Raw genomic sequence first — 20,375 nt, 5'->3', positions numbered from 1 at the left:
GATCATCACCCGTCCGGTACTTCCCGGGCAGCGCCGCCCGCCGCAGAGGTTCGTTCCGTCCCGTCGGTACCGGCACGGGCCACCACTCCGACGGGCCCGCGTACGCTGAGGGACCGTCGACTGGGCCACGCCACCGCAGCCCCCGTCGCCGCCCCGCCGCCACGGCCGGCCACCTGCTGAAGGGGAGATGATGACGAAAGAGTCCGGCACGACCGCGACCTCGGCTCCCGACCAACCGGTCGAACCGGAGGCACCGGTGACGGCCGCCCCGTCCCTGGTACCGGCGCCCGGCGCGGTCGTCCTCGCGCTGCTCGCCCTGGGCTGGCTGGCCGCGATGCTCTGGTCTGCGAAGGCCGAGATCTCCTCCTCCGGCATCACCTCGATGGCGATCACCTCGGCGGCGTACGCCCTGCCCGGGGTCATCTCGGCGAGCCTGGTCAGCGGTGCCGCGGTCAGCCTGGTCCTGGGAAACCTGATGACCCGGCTCGGGGTGTGGCGCAGCACTCCCCGATTCCTCGTGTCGCTGGTCGCCGGCCTCGCCACCGGCTTCCTCTCGGCACTGGTGGTGACGCTCAGCTACGGCGGGGGTCCGGCGATCATGGTCCTCGCCGGCACCACCGCGGCGGCCGCCACGGTCGGCGGGATCGCCGGAGCGCTGCGCAACACGCTGGTGGTGGCCGCCGTGGTCGCCGCCGGGCTGGCGGTCTTCGCGGTCGGCTTCGCGCTGAGCTACTTCCAGGACCCGGTGCTCAACCTCTACGGCTCCGGCGACACCCAGGCGTCGCAGCTCACCGCCTTCCGCTGGTTCTCCCGGACCTCCTCGCTGGCCAGCGGGCTGGCCGCCGGGCTGCTGGCATTCTGCTACCTGCGGATCGCCGGGCGGCGAGCCGTCGAGCGGGCCACCGGCCCGGTGCCGTCACCGCGCTGGCCGGCGTACCTGATCGCCGGCGCCGGGCCGGGCCTGCTGCTGCTCACCGCCGAGGTGCTGACCCGCACGGCCGGGGCCGAAGTGCTCCGGCTGGCCGGAGCGGTCAGCGAGGCGGACCGGGCCGCGCAGAGCCTGCTCGGCGGCTCCCGGATCAACCACGCTCTGCTGGTGCTCTTCCTCGGCTCGCTCACCGCGATCATCGCCTTCGGCCGTACGCTCCGGCCGGCCGAGGAGGCGACCGGTACGCCACCCGGCCCGCGGGACTCCGACCAGGACGGCGCCGAGGGCGACCAGCCGGCGGACCGGGTCGAGGACGACGCTCCGGACGGAGACCCGGACGCTCCGGACGGGGACCCGACGGCGGGGTCTGCCCGACCGGGCACGCCGGCCACGGACGGCGCCGACGCCGACACTGACGAGGGGGACGACCGCGAGCCGGCGGACCGTCCGGAGCCGGTCGCCGGCCGCTGACCCCACCCGCGCCCAGACTCGCGGCCGGGGCGCCCTGAGTCATCGATGGCGACCGGCGTCACCGGGCTCGGTCAGCCGGTGGCGCCGGAGAGCGAGTCGAGTTCCGAGGGGTCGTACCACTCCAGCTCGTGGTCCTCGGCGCTGTCCACGGTGAACTGCGCGTCCGGGTCGCCGGCCAGTGCCTGCTCGACCACGTCGACGGCGGCCTCGACGTCGTCGGTCGCGTCGACACCGTCCAGGTGGATCGCGGCGACCGCGTCGATCCCGATCCGTCCGCCCAGCCGCACGGTGCTGGAGCCGAGTTCGGGGTCGCCCCGGTGCACCGCCCCGGGCGGCAGGTCCACGGCGACGACGACCCGGCGCCGGGCCGCCCCGGGATCGGCCCGGAGCAGTCGCAGCGCCTCCTGGGCGGCCCGGGTGAAGGCGACGTACTCCAGCTCCTCCTCGTCGCCCTCGGCGTACCACTCGCGCAGTTCGGGGGTGACCGCGTGCCCCTGGGCCGTCATGAACCAGCCCTCCTGGCGCAACTCGGCGAGCATCGGCAGGGTGGCCGGGACGTACACCCGGACGAGCTGCTCTGGCACGTAGGTCTCCCCCGCTCGACGCCGGCCCGCGACGGCGCCCGGTCCGGGCTGCGGCGTCGCTCCGTTCACCCGCGACGGTAGTACACCGGCGGCACGCCGAGCGGCAGCGGACCCCGGATCGGGTCGCGCCGCTCAGGGCGACCGCACCGCGGCGGTCAGCGGGTCGACGGCCCGGGTCACCGGGTCGGCCCCGGCCACCGGGAAGCCCTCCCGGATCCGTACTCGATGCCGCCGATCATCTCCTTGACCTGCTGTGTCCCTGCCCTCAGGCGGCCAGGTCCCGGGTTTCCAGCAGGACGAAGCCGGGCTCACCGGTGTCGAGCGCGGCGTGCAGGTCCGGGATCGGATCGCCGGGCTCGGCTCGGTCACCAGCGTGGTCTACTCCAGTACGCTGCCGGGGCGGGACCTGACGGCGGAGGCGACGACACCGCAGTCGGTGGCAAACTAAGGCAGCCACCGACTACCGGGAGTTCTCCGTGGAACCCAGGTTCCTGCTCTTGTCCGACGTCGCCGCCGAGCTGAACGTCTCGGACTCGCAGGTCTACCACATGGTGCGTAGCGGTGAACTGCCGGCGATCAAAATCGGCGGTCGGGGCCAGTGGCGGGTGGAGCGTGCCCGCCTGGAGGAGTACATCCAGCGTAAGTACGCCGAGACCGCCGAGTGGGTGGCCGGCAATCCGCTGGTGGAGCGTCTCCCCGAGTAGTCGCCGTCCCGCTTCGCAGCGGGTGTCAGACCGCTCGGCTAACGTCCGTCCGACCACCCACTCCTTTCCGAGCCGCCTCGATGGGACGGAGACCTCGTCGCGCCCATGGCCCGATGGCCCGTCGCCGCACCTCCCACCGCCGTACTGCAGGGCTGTGGCCGGGCCGGACGGCGATCGGCTTCGCACCCACCGTCCGGCACGGTCTCCGGTCTCGGGGCGGTGGGGCAGGCAGCGGCGTCCGCCACCGGCCCACCAATCGGCCGTGGAGCCATTGACGACGGAGAGTACATCGGCTAGAAATTAGCCTGTCGGAGGCAAACGAAAGCAAACGCAAGATCAAGAAGGGAGTGAGGATGCCCCTCGCCCGCGCCCGGCCGCCTGTCCGGCCCACCGTGCGCCTGCGCCCCGTGCCGCCCCTTGATCCGCCCTTCGACGACGAATGCGTCCCGGAGACCTGGGTCGAGTTGGCACCCTCGTCCGGGGGCGTCCCGCCCGCCGTCGAACGGTTCCGGTCGGCCGTCGCCGAGCGCCCCCACCCCGGCCGGAGCGCCCGCTCGGCCGCCGTGCCGACGAGCCCGACCCGACCCACCGATCGGCCGGCCACCCCGGGTGTCCGGCCCGGTCCAAGCACCTCCCGGGCCACCGCCCTACCGGATCCAGGCACCTCCCGGGCCACCGCCCTACCGGATCCAGGCACCTCCCGGGCCACCGCCGGTCCGCCGGTCGCGGACGCCGTGGCCGGCGCCACGCCCGAGGCGAAGCGGGCGGCGAAGCGGTTCCTGGACACCTGCCTGGAGATCGTCAACGGCTACCGGCCGGCCTGGCACGTACGGGCCCTCGCCAGTCCGCCCGACGCCGCCGCCATGGTCGCGCAACTCGCCTCCGCCACGAGCCGGGTCTGCGGCCGACGCCGGCCCGGCCAGCCGGTCCACACCGTACGGCTGCGCCGGCTGAGGGTCTGTGAACCGCGTCCCGGGGTCGTCGAGGCGGCCGCTGTGGTCGGCGTCGCCGGCCGTACCTGGGCGATGGCGTTCCGGATCGAACGGCGCCGGGGAAGCTGGGTCGGCACCGCTGTCGCCCTGCTCTGACAGTGCCAGGCTGCACCGCGACCGTCTCGTCGGCTGGCCAGCCCGTCGGGTCGGGCACCGGTGCCGGAGAGCGGTGCCGGGGACCGGTGCCGGAGAGCGGTGCCGGGGACCGGTGCCGGGGACCGGTGCCGGGGACCGGTGCCAGGGACCGGTGCCAGGGACCGGTGCCAGGGACCGGGTTCAAACGATGGTGCGGCGCCGAGGTTCACCGCCGGGGTCGACGTCCGCCCGTTCCGGAGACAGCGGTGCCCCCGACCACCGGACGGCGGTCAGGGGCACCGGGACGATCAGGCGGCGCCGGGCGCCCCGTGGCAGCGCTTGTACTTCCGGCCCGAGCCACAGGGGCAGGGGGCGTTCCGGGACGGAGCGTTGGCACCGACCGCCTGGCCCTGAGCGGACCGCCGGGACGCCGAGGGCGGCGGCGGGCCGCCCACGCCGAGCGCCGGTGCCTGGGGCTGCGGGCGCTCGACCGCCACTCCACCGGTCGCCGGAGCCTCGCCGTCGATGGTCGGCGCCGAGTACTGGAGACCCTGGGTCCGGGGCACCCGGCCCAGGCCCTTGGCCCGGATCTCGACCGGCGGGTCCGCCGGCATCGGCATCGGCGCCGGACCGGAGTCGGCCGGAGCCGGCTTCGTCTCCTCGACCTGGACCTCCAGGTTGTAGAGGAAGCCGACCGTCTCCTCCTTGATCCCGTCCATCATGGTGGCGAACATGTCGAAGCCCTCGCGCTGGTATTCCACCACCGGGTCGCGCTGGGCGTAGGCGCGGAGGCTGATGCCCTCCTGGAGGTAGTCCATCTCGTAGAGGTGCTCGCGCCACTTGCGGTCGATGACCTGGAGCAGCACCATCCGCTCCAACTGGCGCATCGCCTCGCTGCCGAGTTCCTCCTCGCGGCGCTGGTACGCCGCGAAGGCGTCCTGCTTGAGCTGCTCCAGCAGGAAGTCGGCGTCCAGGGTGTTCCGCTCGCCGCCGGACTCCTCGACGATGTCGTCGATGGTGACGCCGATCGGGTAGAGCTGCTTGAGGCTGGACCAGAGCTGGTCGAGATCCCAGTCCTCGGCGTAGCCGTCCGAGGTCGCCCCGGTGACGTACGCCGTCACCACGTCCTCGATCATGTGCTGGATCTGGTCGTTCAGGTCCTCGCCGTTGAGTACGCGCTTGCGCTCGGCGTAGACCACCTGGCGCTGCTTGTTCATCACCTCGTCGTACTTGAGGACGTTCTTGCGGATCTCGGCGTTCTGGCCCTCGATCTGGGCCTGGGCGCTCTTGATCTGCCGGGTCACCATCTTGGACTCGATGGGGACGTCCTCCGGGATGTTGAACCGCTCCATCACGGCCTCGACGGCGCCGGCCCGGAACCGTTTCATCAGTTCGTCCTGCAACGAGAGGTAGAACCGGGACTCGCCCGGGTCACCCTGCCGGCCGGACCGACCGCGGAGCTGGTTGTCGATCCGCCGGGATTCGTGCCGCTCGGTGCCGAGCACGTAGAGGCCGCCGACCGAGGAGACCTCCTCGGCCTCGGCGTCGCACGCTTCCTTCCAGCGCGGAAGGATCTCCTCGAGCGCCTTGGCGTAGTCGTCGCCGTGCTCCACCGGGTCGAGCCCGCGCTGCCGCAGCTCGGTGTTGGCCAGGTATTCGGGGTTGCCGCCGAGCAGGATGTCGGTACCCCGGCCGGCCATGTTGGTGGCCACCGTGACCCCGCCCTTGCGCCCGGCCTGCGCGATGATCTCCGCCTCCTTGGCGTGGAACTTCGCGTTGAGGACGGCGTGCGGGATACCCCGGCGACGCAGGAGTTGGGACAGCACCTCGGAGTTCTCCACCGAGACCGTGCCGACCAGCACCGGCTGGCCGAGGGCGTGCCGCTCGGCGATGTCCTCGACGACCGCGTTGAACTTGGCCCGCTCGGTCTTGTAGATCACGTCCGGTCGGTCGAGCCGGACCATCGGGCGGTGCGTCGGGATGGTCACCACGCCGACCTTGTAGACCTTGTTGAACTCGCCGGCCTCGGTCTGGGCCGTACCGGTCATGCCGGAGAGCTTGTTGTAGAGCCGGAAGTAGTTCTGCAGGGTGATCGTGGCAAGAGTCTGGTTCTCCTGCTTGATCTCGACGCCTTCCTTGGCCTCGATCGCCTGGTGCATGCCCTCGTTGTAGCGGCGGCCGTGCAGGATGCGGCCGGTGAACTCGTCGACGATCAGGACCTCGCCCTCGTTGACGATGTAGTCCTTGTCGCGCTTGTAGAGCTCCTTGGCTTTGATCGCGTTGTTCAGGTAACCGACCAGCGGGGTGTTCACCGACTCGTAGAGGTTGTCGATGCCGAGCCGGTCCTCCACCTTGGCGACGCCGCGCTCGGTCACCGCGATGGTCCGCTTGGCGTAGTCGACCTCGTAGTCGCCCTCGCCGTCCTTGCCGGGCTGGAGCCGGGCCACCACCCCGGCGAACTCCGTGTACCACCGGGCGGAGTGCTCGGCCGGGCCGGAGATGATCAGCGGCGTCCGGGCCTCGTCGATCAGGATCGAGTCGACCTCGTCGACGATCGCGAAGTTGTGCCCGCGCTGGACCAGGTCCTCCCGGCTCCAGGCCATGTTGTCCCGGAGGTAGTCGAACCCGAACTCGTTGTTGGTGCCGTAGGTGATGTCCGCCTCGTACGCGGCCCGGTGCTCGGCGGCCGGCCGGTTCGGCAGGATCACCCCGACGCTCAGGCCGAGGAACTCGTGCACCCGCCCCATCCAGGCCGCGTCCCGCTCGGCGAGGTAGTCGTTCACCGTGACGATGTGCACGCCCTTGCCGGACAGCGCGTTGAGGTAGGCCGGCAGCACCGAGGTCAGGGTCTTGCCCTCACCGGTCTTCATCTCGGCGATGTTGCCGAAGTGCAGCGCCGCGCCACCCATGACCTGCACGTCGTAGTGCCGCTGGCCGAGCACCCGCGAGGCCGCCTCGCGTGCCGTGGCGAACGCCTCGGGCAGCAGGTCGTCGAGGGTTTCGCCGTCGGCCAGCCGCTCCCGGAACTGGTCGGTGAGCGCCCGCAGCTCCTCGTCGGTGAGGTTGACGTAGTCGTCCTCGATCGAGTTGACGGCAGCGGCGATCGCCTTGAGCCGGCGCACCATGCGCCCCTCGCCCGCGCGGAGGACCTTTTCCAGAATCGACACGGATCAACGCTCCCCTAGACAGTCTGCCGAACCATCGTAGGCGCATCACCGGCCCAATCGTCAGTCGCGCCGCCCCTCCGGTTCAACGAAGCGGACATTCTGTCCGATAGCAGCCTTGAGGGCCGGTAAATCCGGTTACGCCCAGGGCGAACCCTCCGGCACGATGACCCGATGAACCAGAACAGCCGGCCGGACGGGGTCGAGATCGTCGAGGCGGGGCTGCTGCTCCGGCCGTGGCGGGCCGAGGACGCCGAGGACGTACGCCGGGCGTGCCAGGATCCGGACATCCAGCGCTGGACCAGCGTGCCCAGCCCGTACCGGCTGGAGGACGCGATCGACTTCGTGACCAAGCGGGCTCCGCAGGCCTGGTCGACCGGGTCCGGAGCGCCCTTCGCGGTCTGCGACGGTGTCACCGGCGAACTCCTCGCCTCCTGCGGGCTGATCACCATCGATTCGGTGCTCCGGTCCGGGGAGGTCGGCTACTGGACCGCCCCCTGGGCCCGGGGCCGGGCCGTGGCCGTCCGGGCCACCCGTGCGGTCAGCCGGTGGGCCTTCGCGGAGTTGGGGCTACGCCGGATCATCTGGCAGGCCGAGGTCGGCAACCAGGCGTCCCGGCTGGTCGCGCTGCGGGCCGGTTTCCAGGTCGACGGACGGCTCCGGCTCGCCGACCCGCATCGGCGCGGTACCCGGGATGGCTGGATCGGCTCGCTGTTGCCCGACGACCTGGCCGGCACCGACCCGGACCAGCCGGACGACGGGCGACCGGCGGGCGGCCCGGCCGGCAGCGGCTCGCTCCAGGCACGCCGGGCGGCCGTCTTCGCCGCGCCCCAACCGGTGCTCTTCGCCCGGGCCGCCGATGGTACGGAACTGCGGCTCCGCCCGCTGCACGAGCCCGACCTGGACGCGATCGTGCACGCCTGCCGCGACCCCGAGAGCATCCGCTGGACCACCGTGCCGGACCCGTACCAGCGGTCGGACGCGGAGTTCTTCGTGCACGAGCACGGCCCGACGGTCTGGCGTCGGGGCACCGGCGCGGTCTTCGCGATCGCCGACGGGTCCGACCGGTACGCCGGGGTGATGGAACTGCGGATCTCCCCGGCCGATCCCCTGGTCGGTGACCTGGGTTACCTGGTCGCCCCGCGGGTGCGCGGCCGTGGCTACTGCCCGGCGGCGATCGCGGCCGTCTCCGCCTGGGGTTTCACCACCCTGAACCTGGCCAGGATCGAGTGGCGGGCCAACGTGGGCAACACCGCCTCGCGCCGGGCCGTGGAGAAGGCCGGCTTCACCTTCGAGGGCACCGCACGGCACGCCCTCAACCACCGGGGCAACCGGGTCGACGCCTGGATCGGCGCCCTGCTCCCCGCCGACCTCGGGCTCTCCGCAGACCCCGAGCGACCCAGAGTCGACGGCTGACCGGCGGGCCGGCGGGCCGGCACGCCCGTGCGACGGTCCGGCCGGCACGCCCGTGCGACGGCATCGCGCTCGGCGGTCGACGCCGAAGGCGGACCGGGCGGGCACGGTCGTACCCACCGGCCCCGGGGGCGTCCCGGGTCCGGTGGGACACCGCAGGGGATCAGCCGGCCAGGGCGATGATGCCGTAGTCGTAGCCCTTGCGCCGGTAGACGACGCTGGGGCGGCTGGACTCCTTGTCCAGGAACAGGTAGAAGTCGTGGCCGACGAGTTCCATCTGGAACAGCGCGTCGTCGACCGTCATCGGCTCAGCCGGGTGCAGCTTCTCCCGGGCGATGTGCCAGGGCTGCGCGTCGTCGTACTCGTCGAACTCAGGTTCGGAAACCGCACGGCGGTTGCCGTTCGACCTCACGGGTGCGGGGGCGGTGAGGGTGGCCAGCGCCGAGTCGCCGGCATCGACGACCGGCAGCCGGGCGGTGGCGGCGGCGACGGAGACCGGGGCATGCCGGCCACGGTGTACGCGACGCCGGTCGGCGGCCCGGCGCAGTCTCGTGTCGAGCTTCGAGATCGCCGCGTCGAGGGCACTGTAGAAGTCCTTCGCGCACGCCTCCGCACGGACCACGGGTCCCCGGGAGATGCAGGTAATCTCTATTCGCTGGCAGTGATCGGACTGTCGCGGATTGCGTTCGTGAAAGAGTTCCACGTCGATCCGAATAAGCTTGTGGTCGTAGCGCTCGATCTTGGTGAGCTTCTCGGCTACGTGCACTCGGTAATGATCCGGCACCTCGACGTTTCGACCCTTGACCACGAGATCCATGCGTGACCTCCCTGCGCCATCGGAGAGTCTGCGGAAACAAAAATCCCGGTCAGCCCGCCCCTGGAGTGTCCATTCGGCTTGACCGGATCGAGAACAACGGCGATGCCTCCCTCCACGTGCGTCCGCGGGGCGGTGGAACACCCTTCATACCCCCGGTAAATAAGACGCTAACCCCAATCGACGCGTCAGTCACCCCGGTCACCAAGACCAATTCGAGAAGATTTGCAGGCTGTGCACGACGGAGTGAATGTAGTGGCACGCAGAGTGAACCTTTTTCAACCTCCCCTGCGGTCCGCCGGACCGCAGGATCGGGCGCGGGTTCGTGAGCGCCGCGCGGTCCAGGATGAAAAAGATTCAGTTATCCGTGTCCGCGCCGGACGGTGGCGGCCAGCACCGCCGCCGCGTACACCGGAATGCCGGCGCTCTCCAGCCGTCTGGCCACCGCGGCCAGCGTGACCCCGGTGGTCACGATGTCGTCCAGCAGCACCACCGCCCGGCCGGCGGCGATCCGGCGGACCGCCCGCGACCGGCCGGCCCGAAGCCGGAACGCGTCCCGGGCTGCCGCGGCCCGGCCAGCGCTGTCCAGCGTCGCGGAGTCGGGCCGGGGCACCGCACGCAGCGGCTGAGCCGTCGCGACCGGCCAGCCGGCGGCCCGCAGCCGGGCGGCGCAGTGCCGGGCCAGCCGGCGCAGATGGTCGCCGTGCCGGGCCCGTACCGCCCGCGCGGTCGTCGGCACCGGCACCAGCAGCACCGGCCGGCGCTCGCCGACTGCCTCCGCCACCACCTCCGCGAGCAGCCTGCCCAGCGGCCGGGCCAGGCCGTGCCGACCCCGTTCCTTGTACCCGAGCAGCGACTCCCGCAGCGCGCCCTGGTAGCTGCCGAGTGCCACGCAGTCCGGCAGGTCCGGCGGTGCCGGGGTGGGGCGTACCCGGGTCGGACGCAGTGCCCGCAGGGCGGCGGCACAGGCCGGGCAGGCGCCTTGGCGCAGCGGCAGCCGCTCGGCACGGCAGCCCGCGCACTCGGCCGGCAGCACCAGATCGGTCAGCTCGGCCCAGACCCCCGCCAGCACCACGCGCGCCCCCGGACAGGTCAGTAGAGGTAGAAGGACGCGGTGGCCGAGTTCACGTTGGGCGGCGGCTCGCCCGCACCGGGCGCGATCTGGCTTCGGGTGATGATCGTGTCGGAGACGAAGGCGACCTCGTTCGCCTCGTACGTCAGGGGTAGCGGCGGTGCCTCCAGGGCGGTGGGGTCGGCGGCCAGCGCCTCGACGGGGGCGGCGCTGACGTACCTGATCTGCCGCGACTCCACCGCGCCGTCCACGTTGATCCGGTTGATCGCCTTGGCGTCCTCGCTGTCCACCCCGGCCACCACGAGCAGGTTCTCGCCGAACCAGTCCACCGCGCTCAGCGAGTGCAGCGAGGTGGCCACCTGGCGGGCCGGCTCGACGTTCAACCCACCGTCGACCGGGCGTACCCCGGCGACGTAGAGCCGGCCGCCGGAGACGAAGGCGATCCGGTTGCCGTCCATCGACGCCGCCACCGCCGTCGCGCCGAAATCCGCACCGGAGAAGGAGACCCGGGTCAGTCGGGGATTTCCGGCGGTGAAGGTGTGGAGCTTGCCCTGCGCGACGACCAACCCGATCGGTCCGCCGATCCCCGCCTCCTTCAGCCAGACCGGACGGCTGAGGTCGTCGTACTTCTCCTGGCTGGTCAGCAGGCTGGTCGCCACCCCCGGACCGATGCCGGTACGCAGCCGGAAGGACTGGCCGTCCCGGACAACCAGTGCGACCGCGATGTCGTCGCCGTTGCGGCTGACCCCGGCGGTGACGACGTCGTGGTTTTCCGGGGCGGGAATCGGCACCGGCTTCGGTTCGCCCGGGCTGGTCAACGGATAGATCCGGCCGGCGAACACGCCGTACCGGGCGGCGGCACCATCGAGCTGGTAGAGCGGGTGGTCCCGCCGGTAGTCGGCGGCGACCTCGATCATCTTGGACTGGTTCTGGATCTTCAGTTCCAGCTCGTTGTCGAGCAACTGGTTCTTCTGCAGGGACCAGACGATCTGGGTGAAGAGCTTCTCCAGGTCGAGCTTGGTCTCCAGCGCGCCGGCCTTGACCGCGAGGTTGATCTCCAGCCGGCCCCCCTCCTCCGGCGGCGCCGGCACGTTACCCACCGAACTGGTGCCCTCGGGCAGCGCGACGGCCGACTTGAGCCACTCCGCCGGGCCACCGATCAGCCAGTTGAGTACCTCGGTGGCGCGCCGCTGCACCGGCACCGTACGCGGCAGGTAGCGCAGGTCCGGCACCAGGGAGGTGTAGTCGGCGTTCCAGAAGTAGATGGTGTGTTCCTCGTAGTAGTCCCGTAGGGCATCATCGATCATCAGCAGCACGGACGGTGGGTCGAGCACCCACAGCCCGCCGCCCGTCCCCGGGTCGGTCGGCGCGGCACCGATCTTGAAGGAATACTCCGTGTCACGCTGCACCGGCTCGCCGATCGAGCCGTTGGCCCGGAGCACTCCGATCTGCTGGACCTCGACCGTCACCAGACTGGTGCCGTCCTTGTCCTGGGTGACCTCGATCCCGCCACCGTCGACGTCGACCCGGACGACGTTGACGTCGCCCTTGTCGTCCGGCTCGAACTGCGCGCCGTCCCGGATGTACTCGTTGACCCGCTGGTACGCCTCGCCCGGCTCGCCGGCCGCAGCGGTGAGGAAGTTCTTGGCGAACGCCTCCGGGTCGCTGCCGCTCGCGGTACGGTCGGGCGGCCGCGCCGCCGGGTGGTCCGCCGGAGCGGTGTCGGCCACCGGCCCCCTGCCGTCGATCCGCACGTCGCTCTCGCCCGGGATACCACAGGCGGCCAGCCCGGAGAGCAGCACCACCACGGCCCCGAGCGCGATGCCGCGCCGGCTCATCTGGTCACCTCCGCTCGGCGTCGGCCGGGGTCCTCGGACCGGCCAGCCCGCCCGGTACCGGATCGACGGCCTCGTCCGGGGCCGCCGCCCCGGCCGGCCCGCCGGGAGGACCCGTCGCCCCGTCATCCGACGCACCCGGACCCTCGCCCGACACGACCGGCCCGCCCGCGAGCAGGACCGGACCCTGAGCGGGCACGACCGGGCCGTTCGCCGGCGCGACCGGACCGTCGGCCGGGGTCGGACCGGCGGCGGCACCGGGACGGTCCACGCCGGGCGGCGCCGCGGCGGTTGCGCCGCCGACCGGGGTCGGGACGGTCCAGCCGAGGCCGTCCGTACCCCCCAGCGGCGCGTCGGCCGGCACCAGCCGCAACGGCGACGAGGTCAGCCGGTCACCGGCCCGGGCCGGCAGGGTCAGCCGGAACTGGGCTCCCTCTCCCGGCGCGCCCCACGCCTCCAGCCAGCCGCCGTGCAGCCGGGCGTCCTCCAGGCTGATGGAGAGACCGAGCCCGGTACCACCGGTCTGCCGGGCCCGCGACGGGTCGGCCCGCCAGAACCGGTTGAAGACCAACTTCTCCTCGCCGGGCTTCAGCCCCACGCCGTGGTCCCGGACCGTGATCGCCACCGCGGTCTCGTCCGCCGCCAGCACCACCGCCACCGGTTTCCCGGCACCGTGCTCCACCGCGTTGCCGACCAGGTTGCGCAGGATCCGCTCCACCCGGCGCGGGTCGACCTCGGCGATCACCGGAGTCTCCGGCACGGTGACCCGCAGCGGCGTACCGCAGCGACTGGCGAGCGACTCCAGCCGGTCGGCCACCCGGTGCACCACCGGCACCAGGTCGGTGGGCTCGGCGTCCAGCATGGCGAACCCGGCGTCGAACCGGCTGATCTCCAGCAGGTCGGTGAGCAGGTCCTCGAACCGGTCCAGCTCGGCGTGCAGCAGCTCGGCGGTACGGGTGACCGCCGGGTCGAAGTCGTCCCGCTCTGCGTAGATCAGGTCGGCCGCCATCCGTACGGTGGTGAGCGGCGTACGCAGTTCGTGCGAGACGTCCGAGGTGAACCGCCGTTGCAGCCGGGACATCTCCTCCAGCCGGACGATCTGGCGTTGCAGGTTGGTCGCCATCTGGTTGAACGACGAGGCGAGCATCGCCAGGTCGTCCTCGCCGTTGACCACCATCCGCTGGTCGAGCAGCCCCGCCGAGAGCCGCTGGGCGGTGCGGGCGGCGACCCGTACCGGATTGACCACCAGCCGGGTCACCAGCCCGGAGAGCAGCCCGAGCAGGACGACCAGGGCGAACCCGGTGGCCAGCACGGTGGCCCGGGAGCCGTCCGCGATCTGGTCCCACCGGGTCAGCGGTACGAAGTAGTAGAGCTCGACCTGACCGAGCTGGGTCGGCACCGGCGAGCCGTAGACCAGGTATTTCGTCGGCCCCTTGTCGAAGAGGTCGCCGGTGCGGAACTGGTGCGCGATGTCGCCGCCCCGGACCGCGTCCTCCAGCCCCGGGGTCAGGATGCCGTCGATGTCGACCTGGGGCGAGGTGGCCGGCGCGACGCCGGTGACCCGCAGCGACACCACCACGCCGCCGAGCTGGGCCGGATCTCCGCCGGCCAGGTAGTTGACGGTGTTCTCCAGGGTGGCCCGCACCCCCTGCTCGGCGACGGTGGTGTGGTTGCTGAGCTGCTCGGAGGCGTACTCCTGGCCGTCCTCGAGCCGGGTCTTGACGTCGCTGGTGGCGTTGTCCAGCACGATCTCGGTGATGTTGTCGGCAACCAGATAGGCGAACCCGCCGACCAGCAGGCTCGACGCCACCAGCGTGATCGTGACGACCCGCACCTGGAGCGAGCGCCGCCAGGTGCGGTGCAGGCCGGTGACCGCCCTCGCCGCCCGGGCCGAGCTGGCGCGCCGGAGCCGCCGCCCGGTCGCGGCGGTACGGGCGAGGAGGGCGGACGAGGAGGTCAGGGTGCGGGCCACAGTGCACCCCAGGCTATCCGGTGCCCGCCTTGTAGCCGACTCCCCGCACCGTGAGGATCACCTCGGGTCGCTCCGGATCCGGCTCGATCTTGGCGCGGAGCCGCTGGACGTGCACGTTGACCAGCCGGGTGTCGGCGGCGTGCCGGTAGCCCCAGACCTGCTCCAGCAGGACCTCCCGGGTGAAGACCTGACGCGGCTTGCGGGCCAGCGCCACCAGCAGGTCGAACTCCAGCGGGGTCAGTTTGACCTCTTCGCCGTCCCGGCTGACGGTGTGCGCCGGCACGTCGATGTTGATCTGGTTGCCGGGCGGACCGATGGTCAGCAGCTCCGGCGCGGCGTCCTCGCCCCGGCGCAGCCGGGCCCGCATCCGGGCGACCAGCTCCTTGGGCTTGAACGGCTTGACCACGTAGTCGTCCGCGCCCGACTCCAGCCCGAGGACCACGTCGACGGTGTCGCTCTTGGCGGTCAACATCACGATCGGGATGCCCGACTCGGAGCGGATCGCCCGGGCCACGTCGATGCCGCTCATCCCGGGCAGCATCAGGTCGAGCAGGACGATGTCGGGCCGATTCTCCCGGAACGCGGCCAGTGCCCGTTCTCCGTCGGCGACGAACGAGGGCAGGAACCCCTCGCTACGCAGCACGATGCCGAGCATCTCGGCCAGCGCGGGGTCATCGTCGACGACCAGTACCCGGGCTCTCATGACACTAATATTCCACCCTCTTTTCCACGGCGTGGTCCCCGCGCCTCCCGGCGCGGCGTACCGCCGGCCCTTCCCTGGCCACGAGGCGCAGTAGCTTACCCTGGTCAACCGCCTGGCACCAGGGATGGACCGCCGCTGATCCGCCCCCGGCGGCGCACACCGAACCGTGACGTGGGAACCGGCCGAGCGGCTCCGTCCGGGATGAGCCGGCGTGACACCATGACTGCTGCGGCGCGTTCCCCCGCCTCCCCCGATGCCCGCCAGGAGTACGTTTGCCCGACGCCGGCCCGACCGCCGTACTGCCGCTGCGGCCGCTCACCGTCGGTGAGCTGATCGACTCGGCGGTCCTGCTGCTCCGCGACCACGCCCGGGTGCTGGTGCCGGTCGCCCTGGTGCTGGCCGCGCTGGAACAGCTCCTGCTGCACCCGCTGCGGTTGGTCGCCGAGGTCACCCCGCCCGCCTACCTGCCGAGGCTGGACGAGCTGCCGGCGTACTGGTTCCTGCTGGCCGTCGGCGCCGCCTGCGAAGGGGTGATCATCGCGCTGCTCGGCAACCTGACCGCCCGGGCGGCCGGTACGGTCCTGCTCGATCCCGCCGCCCCGGTCCGCCGGCTGCTGCGCCCGGGCGGTGCCCGGCTCCCGGCGACGCTGCTCGTCGCCCTGCTGGCCGGGGCGGTGATGTTCGTCGCGTCCCTGGTCATGCCGCTCTGGGCGGTCGGGTTCGCACTGCTCGGCTCCGTGGCCCCGGCGATCGTGCTGGACCGGTTCGGGCCGTTCCGGGCGCTGTGGCGCTCCGCCACGCTCGCCCTGCGCACCAGCGGCCGCGCCGCGGCGGTACGGCTGCTCGGCTATCTCGTCTGGTGGCTGTTGCGGATCGGGCTCGCCGTCGGGGCCGTCACCGGCCTGAACTCGGCCGGACTGCTCGCGCCGGAGTGGCAACTGCCGGTCGGCATCGCGGTCTGGGTGCTGGTCAACAGCGTCGCCTATCCCGCGCTCGCCTGTGTCGACGCGGTGGTCTACCTGGAGGCGAGGATCCGCACCGAAGGGCTGGACATCGTCGTCAACCGGGCCCGCCAGACCGGAGCGCCGGTGCTCACCCCGATGGCGGGCCGACGGTGAGCTTCAGCCGCTGGTGGACCGAGACGACGGCCGCGCTCGGCGACCGCCTGCCGCTCTCCCTGGTCGCGCTGCTCCTGGTGCTGGCCGCCGTGCTGGTCGCGCTCGGCTGGTTCCACTACCCGGCCTGGGTGCCCCGCCGGCTGCCGCGCTGGCGCCTGTACCGGTGGCGGCGACGGCGGCAACCCCGTCCTGCGCCGGCCCCCGAGCCCGAACCGGAGACGGCGGCCGAGGATCCGGAGCTGCCGGACCTACCGGCCGGGACGCTGGTCGCCCTCGCCGACCGGTTGGCCGCCGAGGGCCGGTACGCCGAGGCGGCCCGCGAGCGGTTCCGGGGGATGGTCCGGGAACTGGTCGACCGCGGGGTGCTGGAGCACCGGCCGGGGCTCACCGTCACCGAACTCGCGGCGGCGGCCGCCGGGAAGCGTCCCGAGGTGGACCGCCCGCTCTCCGAGGCCGGCCGGGTCTTCTCCGACCTCTGGTACGCCGAGCGTCCCGCCCGGCGCGAGCACGACGACCGGATGCGCGTGCTCGCCACGGAACTGGGCCGGACCCTCGCCGTGGGCCGGGCCCTCGCCGACGGAGACCGTCCGGCACCGACGACGGGATGGCCCGGAGAGGGGCCAGGACGCGATCATCCGGAGATGAGCCACGACCCGATGGCCCGGGAGACGAGTCAGAACGGGACGGCCCGCAGATGACCGCTGCCCCGGACCCGCCCGCACCGGAAACGCCCGCACCGGAAACGCCCGCACCGGCCGACGAGCGGGGCCGCGGCGCCGGGGCGTCCACATCGGACAGATCGCCGGCTCCGGGAAAGGCGCGTACCCGCCGACGGCGTCGATGGCACCGGATCGCGATCCCGCTCGGTGTCGTCGCCGTGCTGCTCGTCGTCACCGGGATCACCCGGGCGGTCGACCAGCCCGGCCCCGGCTCACCCGGCTTCCTCTCCCCGGTCAACGCCGACGACGAGGGCGGGAGCCGGCTCGCCGACCGGCTGCGCGCCGAGGGCGTCACCGTCGAACGGTTCACCAGTACCCGCCAGGCCCTGATCCAGGCGACCAGCCGGGGGTTCACCCTCTTCGTCCCCTCGCCGGGGCTGGTGCATCCGCTGTACCTGCCGTACCTCGCCGAGCCCGCCGACCGCGCCCGGGTGGTGCTGGTCGACCCGCCGCAGCGGGTGCTGGACGCCGCCGAGCTGCCGCTGACCGTCGCCGGCCGGCGGTGGGCCGCCGGTGCGGTCGAGGCCGACGCCGACGGCCGGCCCTGCGCACTGCCCGAGGCAACGAGGGCCGGGCGGGCCGCCGCACTGCTGCAGCGGTACGCCAGCCCGCCCGAGCTGGACGACAGCACCGACTACTGCTACTCGGCCGGGCTGGTCCGGACGGAGCGGCGCGGCAGCGAGGTCGTCGTGATCGGCGCCAGCGACCCGTTCCGGAACGACCGGATAGCCGAACGGGGCAACGCCGCGCTGGCCACCGGGCTGCTCGGCACCCACGACCGGGTCGTCTGGCTCGACCTGGCCGGACCGGAGCCACCACCGCCGTACCACCGCGACGGCGAACTGGAACCGTGGACATCGACGCCCGACGACGCCGGGACGTACTCCGACGGCGAGCCCGAGGAGGGCGACGGCACCCGGGAGTACGAGGGCCGGCCGCAGCCGGGGCCCGGGCAGGACGACCAGGCGGCCCCGCCCGAGCGGCGCAATCCGCTCTGGGACGCCTTCCCGCCCTGGTTCTGGGCCCTGCTGGCGCAGCTTGCCCTGGCCCTGCTGCTGGTGGTGCTCTGGCGGGCCCGCCGGCTCGGCCCACCGGTCGCCGAGCCGCTGCCGGTGACCGTCCCGTCCGCCGAGACGGTGCTGGGCCGCGGCCGGCTCTACCAGCGGGCCCGGGCGTACGGGCCGGCGGCCGGGACGTTGCGGGCGGCGGCGCTGCACCGGCTGACCCAGTCCCGCGGCGTACCGTCCGACGCCGGGCCGGACGAGCTGGCCGCCGCCGTGGCGGCGCGTACCGGTCGGGGCGCCGCCGAGGTGCACGACCTGCTCTACGGGCCGGCCCCGGAGAGCAACCAGGAGTTGCTCGACCTGGCCCGGGCGCTCGACGACCTGGCCGCCTCCCCCGGCACCACCCCGCCCGGCCAGCCCCGGCACGACCGCCCCAGCGAAGGAGAAGCCTGGTGACCCGATCCGCCGGAACCACCGACCCGCGCTACGCCGCCGCGCCGTACCCCGTGCCGGCCCAGGCCGGCACCCCGGTGGAGGCCGACGAGGCGCGCGCCGCCCTGCACCGGCTGCGGACCGAGGTCGCCAAGGCGGTCGTCGGGCAGGACGCCGTCGTCACCGGGATGGTGATCGCCCTGCTCTGCCGGGGGCACGTGCTGCTGGAGGGCGTACCGGGGGTGGCCAAGACCCTGCTGGTGCGGACCATCGCGGCCGCCCTCGACCTGGACTCCAAGCGGCTCCAGTTCACCCCCGACCTGATGCCCGGCGACGTCACCGGCTCGCTCATCTTCGACCCGCGCACCGCCGCCTTCACCTTCCGGGAGGGGCCGGTCTTCACCAACCTGCTGCTCGCCGACGAGATCAACCGGACGCCGCCGAAGACCCAGGCCGCGCTGCTGGAGGTGATGGAGGAGCGGCAGGTCTCGGTGGAGGGAAACCGGCGCCCGCTGCCGGACCCGTTCATCGTGGCCGCCACCCAGAACCCGGTCGAGTACGAAGGCACCTATCCGCTGCCCGAGGCGCAGCTCGACCGGTTCCTGCTGCACCTGACGATGCCGCTGCCGAACCGGGACGAGGAGTTGGGCGTACTCCGGGCGCACCACGCCGGCTTCGACCCGCGCGAGCTGACCGCCGCCGGGGTACGCCCGGTGGCCAGCCCGGCCGACCTGGCGCAGGCCCGGACGGCGGTCAGCCGGGTCGGCGTCGCCGAGAGTGTGCTCGGCTACATCGTGGACCTGTGCCGGGCCACCCGGACGGCGCCCGCGCTGGAACTCGGCGCCTCGCCCCGGGGCGCCATCGCGCTGCTGGTCACCGCGAAGGCCTGGGCCTGGCTGGCCGGGCGCGACCACGTCACCCCGGACGACGTCAAGGCGATCGCCCGGCCGACGCTGCGGCACCGGCTGCGGCTGCGGCCGGAGGCCGAACTCGAGGGCGTCACCACCCGGTCGGTGCTGGACGCGGTGCTCGGCACCGTGCCGACGCCACGATGACGGGACGGGCGGCGATCCTGCTCGGTGCGGGCGCGCTGACCCTGCCGCTCTGGCCCGCGCCGTGGCTGGGCGTGGTGCTGATGTCCGGGCTGGTGCTGGCGCTGACCGTACTGGACTGGCGGCTGGCCGCCCCGCCGGGCGCGATCGAGGCGAGCCGGGACGGTGACCGGGGGGTCCGGCTCGGCGACACCGCCACCGTCTCGGTGCGGCTGCACAACACCTCGGGCCGGCCGCTGCGCGGGCTGGTCCGGGACGCCTGGGTGCCGTCGGCCGGGGCCCGGTTCGACTTCCCCGGCGCCCCGACGGTACGCGTCGAGCCAGGTGCCCGGGTGGAACTGCCCAGCCGGCTGACCCCGACCCGGCGTGGCGACCGGCCGGCGCTGCGGCTGACCCTGCGCTCGTACGGACCGTTGGGGCTGGCGTTCCGGCAGCGGAGGGAACGGCCGGCGACGCCACCGTGGACCCTGCGGGTGCTGCCCCGGTTCGAGTCCCGCCGGCACCTGCCGGAGAAGCTGGCCCGGTTGCGGGTCATCGACGGCACCGAGGTGGCCCGGGGCCGGGGCCAGGGCACCGAGTTCGACACCCTGCGCGAGTACGTGGTCGGCGACGACGTGCGCTCGGTCGACTGGCGGGCCAGTGCCCGGCGGGCCGACGTACTGGTCCGGACCTGGCGCCCGGAGCGCGACCGGCGGGTGGTCTGCGTACTCGACACCGGACGCACCTCGGCGGTACGGGTCGGCGACGAGCCCCGGCTGGACGCCGCCATCGACGCCGCCCTGCTGCTGGCCGCGCTGGCCGCCCGGGCCGGTGACCGGGTCGACCTGCTGGCCGTGGACAGCGCCGTCCGGCTCGCGCTGACCGGCGGCGCCCAGTCGACGCTGCTGGCCCGGATGGTCGACGCGCTCGCCCCGCTCCAGCCGGCCCTGGTGGAGACCGACTTCGAACTGGTCGCCGGAGAGATCCTCCGGCGGGAGCGCCGACGCTCCGTGGTGGTGCTCTTCACCGCCCTGGAGCCGGGCGCCCTCGGCGAGGGACTGCTGCCGGTGCTGCCCCGGCTGGCGACCCGGCACCGGGTGATCGTGGCATCGGTGCACGACCCGATGCTGACCGATCTCACCACCCGCGCCCCGGAAACGGTGCAGGACGCGTACGCGGCGGCCGCGGCCTGGCGGGCGCTGGCCGACCGGGACCGGGTACGCGCGGCGCTGGCCCGGCACGGGGTGACCGTGGTCGACGCCCCGGCCGACCGGCTGGCGCCGATGGTCACCGACACCTACCTCCGGCTCAAGGCCCTCGGCCAGCTCTGAGGAAGGTCGGCCC

At 73.1% G+C, this 20,375-nt stretch carries 15 protein-coding genes and 2 pseudogenes; 10 read left to right on the top strand and 7 right to left on the bottom strand.

All coding sequences use genetic code 11. The annotated features are described in order from the left end of the window. Positions 1-190: 190 nt before the first annotated feature. A pseudogene (locus tag R6Y94_RS39770) lies at positions 191-1,198 on the top strand (hypothetical protein); the annotation flags it as partial. A gap of 272 nt (positions 1,199-1,470) precedes the next feature. On the opposite strand, the gene R6Y94_RS39765 reads toward R6Y94_RS39770, so the two are convergent. Beyond that, positions 1,471-1,983, bottom strand: coding sequence for a DUF6912 family protein (locus R6Y94_RS39765; RefSeq protein WP_318402057.1), 513 nt, complete (start codon positions 1,981-1,983; stop codon positions 1,471-1,473). A 253-nt stretch (positions 1,984-2,236) separates the two neighbouring features. On the opposite strand from R6Y94_RS39765, the gene R6Y94_RS39760 reads away from it, so the two are divergent. The 3 genes from R6Y94_RS39760 (at position 2,237) to R6Y94_RS39750 (ending at position 3,775) form a co-directional block, all read left to right on the top strand. Then, a complete protein-coding gene (locus R6Y94_RS39760; RefSeq protein WP_318402055.1) occupies positions 2,237-2,431 on the top strand; it encodes a hypothetical protein in 195 nt (64 codons plus the stop codon). A gap of 28 nt (positions 2,432-2,459) precedes the next feature. Next, entirely contained in the window at positions 2,460-2,687 is a 228-nt protein-coding gene (locus R6Y94_RS39755; protein WP_318402053.1) for a helix-turn-helix domain-containing protein, read from the top strand. Between the two features lie 353 nt (positions 2,688-3,040). Then, a complete protein-coding gene (locus R6Y94_RS39750) occupies positions 3,041-3,775 on the top strand; it encodes an Rv3235 family protein (protein WP_318402052.1) in 735 nt (244 codons plus the stop codon). Positions 3,776-4,062: 287 nt separating this feature from the next. Here R6Y94_RS39750 and secA read toward each other — a convergent pair whose 3' ends face one another. After that, positions 4,063-6,921: a preprotein translocase subunit SecA gene (gene secA, locus R6Y94_RS39745; protein ID WP_318402050.1), complete on the bottom strand. Its 2,859-nt coding sequence runs from the start codon at positions 6,919-6,921 to the stop codon at positions 4,063-4,065. 171 nt (positions 6,922-7,092) lie between these two features. Here secA and R6Y94_RS39740 point away from each other — a divergent pair, with 171 nt between their 5' ends. Continuing rightward, complete coding sequence (locus R6Y94_RS39740) at positions 7,093-8,334, top strand: GNAT family N-acetyltransferase (protein ID WP_318402048.1); 1,242 nt, start codon at positions 7,093-7,095, stop codon at positions 8,332-8,334. Positions 8,335-8,494: 160 nt separating this feature from the next. Here the strand turns inward: R6Y94_RS39740 and hpf are convergent, their stop codons facing one another. From hpf to mtrA, 5 genes and pseudogenes are all read right to left on the bottom strand, one after another. After that, positions 8,495-9,148: a ribosome hibernation-promoting factor, HPF/YfiA family gene (gene hpf / locus R6Y94_RS39735; protein WP_318402047.1), complete on the bottom strand. Its 654-nt coding sequence runs from the start codon at positions 9,146-9,148 to the stop codon at positions 8,495-8,497. A 358-nt stretch (positions 9,149-9,506) separates the two neighbouring features. Then, positions 9,507-10,217, bottom strand: coding sequence for a ComF family protein (locus R6Y94_RS39730; RefSeq protein WP_318402107.1), 711 nt, complete (start codon positions 10,215-10,217; stop codon positions 9,507-9,509). Positions 10,218-10,237: 20 nt separating this feature from the next. Next, complete coding sequence (locus tag R6Y94_RS39725; protein WP_318402045.1) at positions 10,238-12,055, bottom strand: LpqB family beta-propeller domain-containing protein; 1,818 nt, start codon at positions 12,053-12,055, stop codon at positions 10,238-10,240. A gap of 214 nt (positions 12,056-12,269) precedes the next feature. Continuing rightward, a pseudogene (mtrB, locus tag R6Y94_RS39720) lies at positions 12,270-14,012 on the bottom strand (MtrAB system histidine kinase MtrB); the annotation flags it as partial. A 25-nt stretch (positions 14,013-14,037) separates the two neighbouring features. Continuing rightward, positions 14,038-14,727 (bottom strand): MtrAB system response regulator MtrA, encoded by a 690-nt coding sequence (gene mtrA / locus R6Y94_RS39715; RefSeq protein WP_101369873.1) that lies wholly within the window; start codon positions 14,725-14,727, stop codon positions 14,038-14,040. A gap of 272 nt (positions 14,728-14,999) precedes the next feature. Between mtrA and R6Y94_RS39710 the strand changes: the two genes are divergently transcribed. The 5 genes from R6Y94_RS39710 to R6Y94_RS39690 are packed head-to-tail and all read left to right on the top strand — an operon-like array spanning position 15,000 to position 20,362. After that, positions 15,000-15,845, top strand: coding sequence for a hypothetical protein (locus R6Y94_RS39710; protein WP_318402043.1), 846 nt, complete (start codon positions 15,000-15,002; stop codon positions 15,843-15,845). Then, on the top strand, positions 15,842-16,543 hold the full coding sequence (locus R6Y94_RS39705; protein ID WP_318402041.1) for a DUF4129 domain-containing protein: 702 nt from the start codon (positions 15,842-15,844) through the stop codon (positions 16,541-16,543). The genes R6Y94_RS39710 and R6Y94_RS39705 overlap by 4 nt, the downstream gene beginning before the upstream one ends. Continuing rightward, the gene (locus tag R6Y94_RS39700) at positions 16,540-18,024 is read left to right on the top strand and encodes a DUF4350 domain-containing protein (RefSeq protein ID WP_318402039.1); all 1,485 of its coding nucleotides are present in this window, start codon (positions 16,540-16,542) and stop codon (positions 18,022-18,024) included. The genes R6Y94_RS39705 and R6Y94_RS39700 overlap by 4 nt, the downstream gene beginning before the upstream one ends. A gap of 50 nt (positions 18,025-18,074) precedes the next feature. Continuing rightward, positions 18,075-19,055 carry a MoxR family ATPase gene (locus R6Y94_RS39695; protein WP_318402106.1) on the top strand — a complete coding sequence of 327 codons (981 nt, stop codon included), beginning with the start codon at positions 18,075-18,077 and terminating at the stop codon, positions 19,053-19,055. After that, complete coding sequence (locus R6Y94_RS39690) at positions 19,052-20,362, top strand: DUF58 domain-containing protein (RefSeq protein WP_318402038.1); 1,311 nt, start codon at positions 19,052-19,054, stop codon at positions 20,360-20,362. The genes R6Y94_RS39695 and R6Y94_RS39690 overlap by 4 nt, the downstream gene beginning before the upstream one ends. Positions 20,363-20,375: the final 13 nt, after the last annotated feature.

The organism is Plantactinospora sp. KLBMP9567 (assembly GCF_033446045.1).
GTDB lineage: Bacteria > Actinomycetota > Actinomycetes > Mycobacteriales > Micromonosporaceae > Plantactinospora.
Note: the sequence above shows the minus strand (reverse complement) of the source record. Positions and strands in the feature narration are given on the sequence as shown.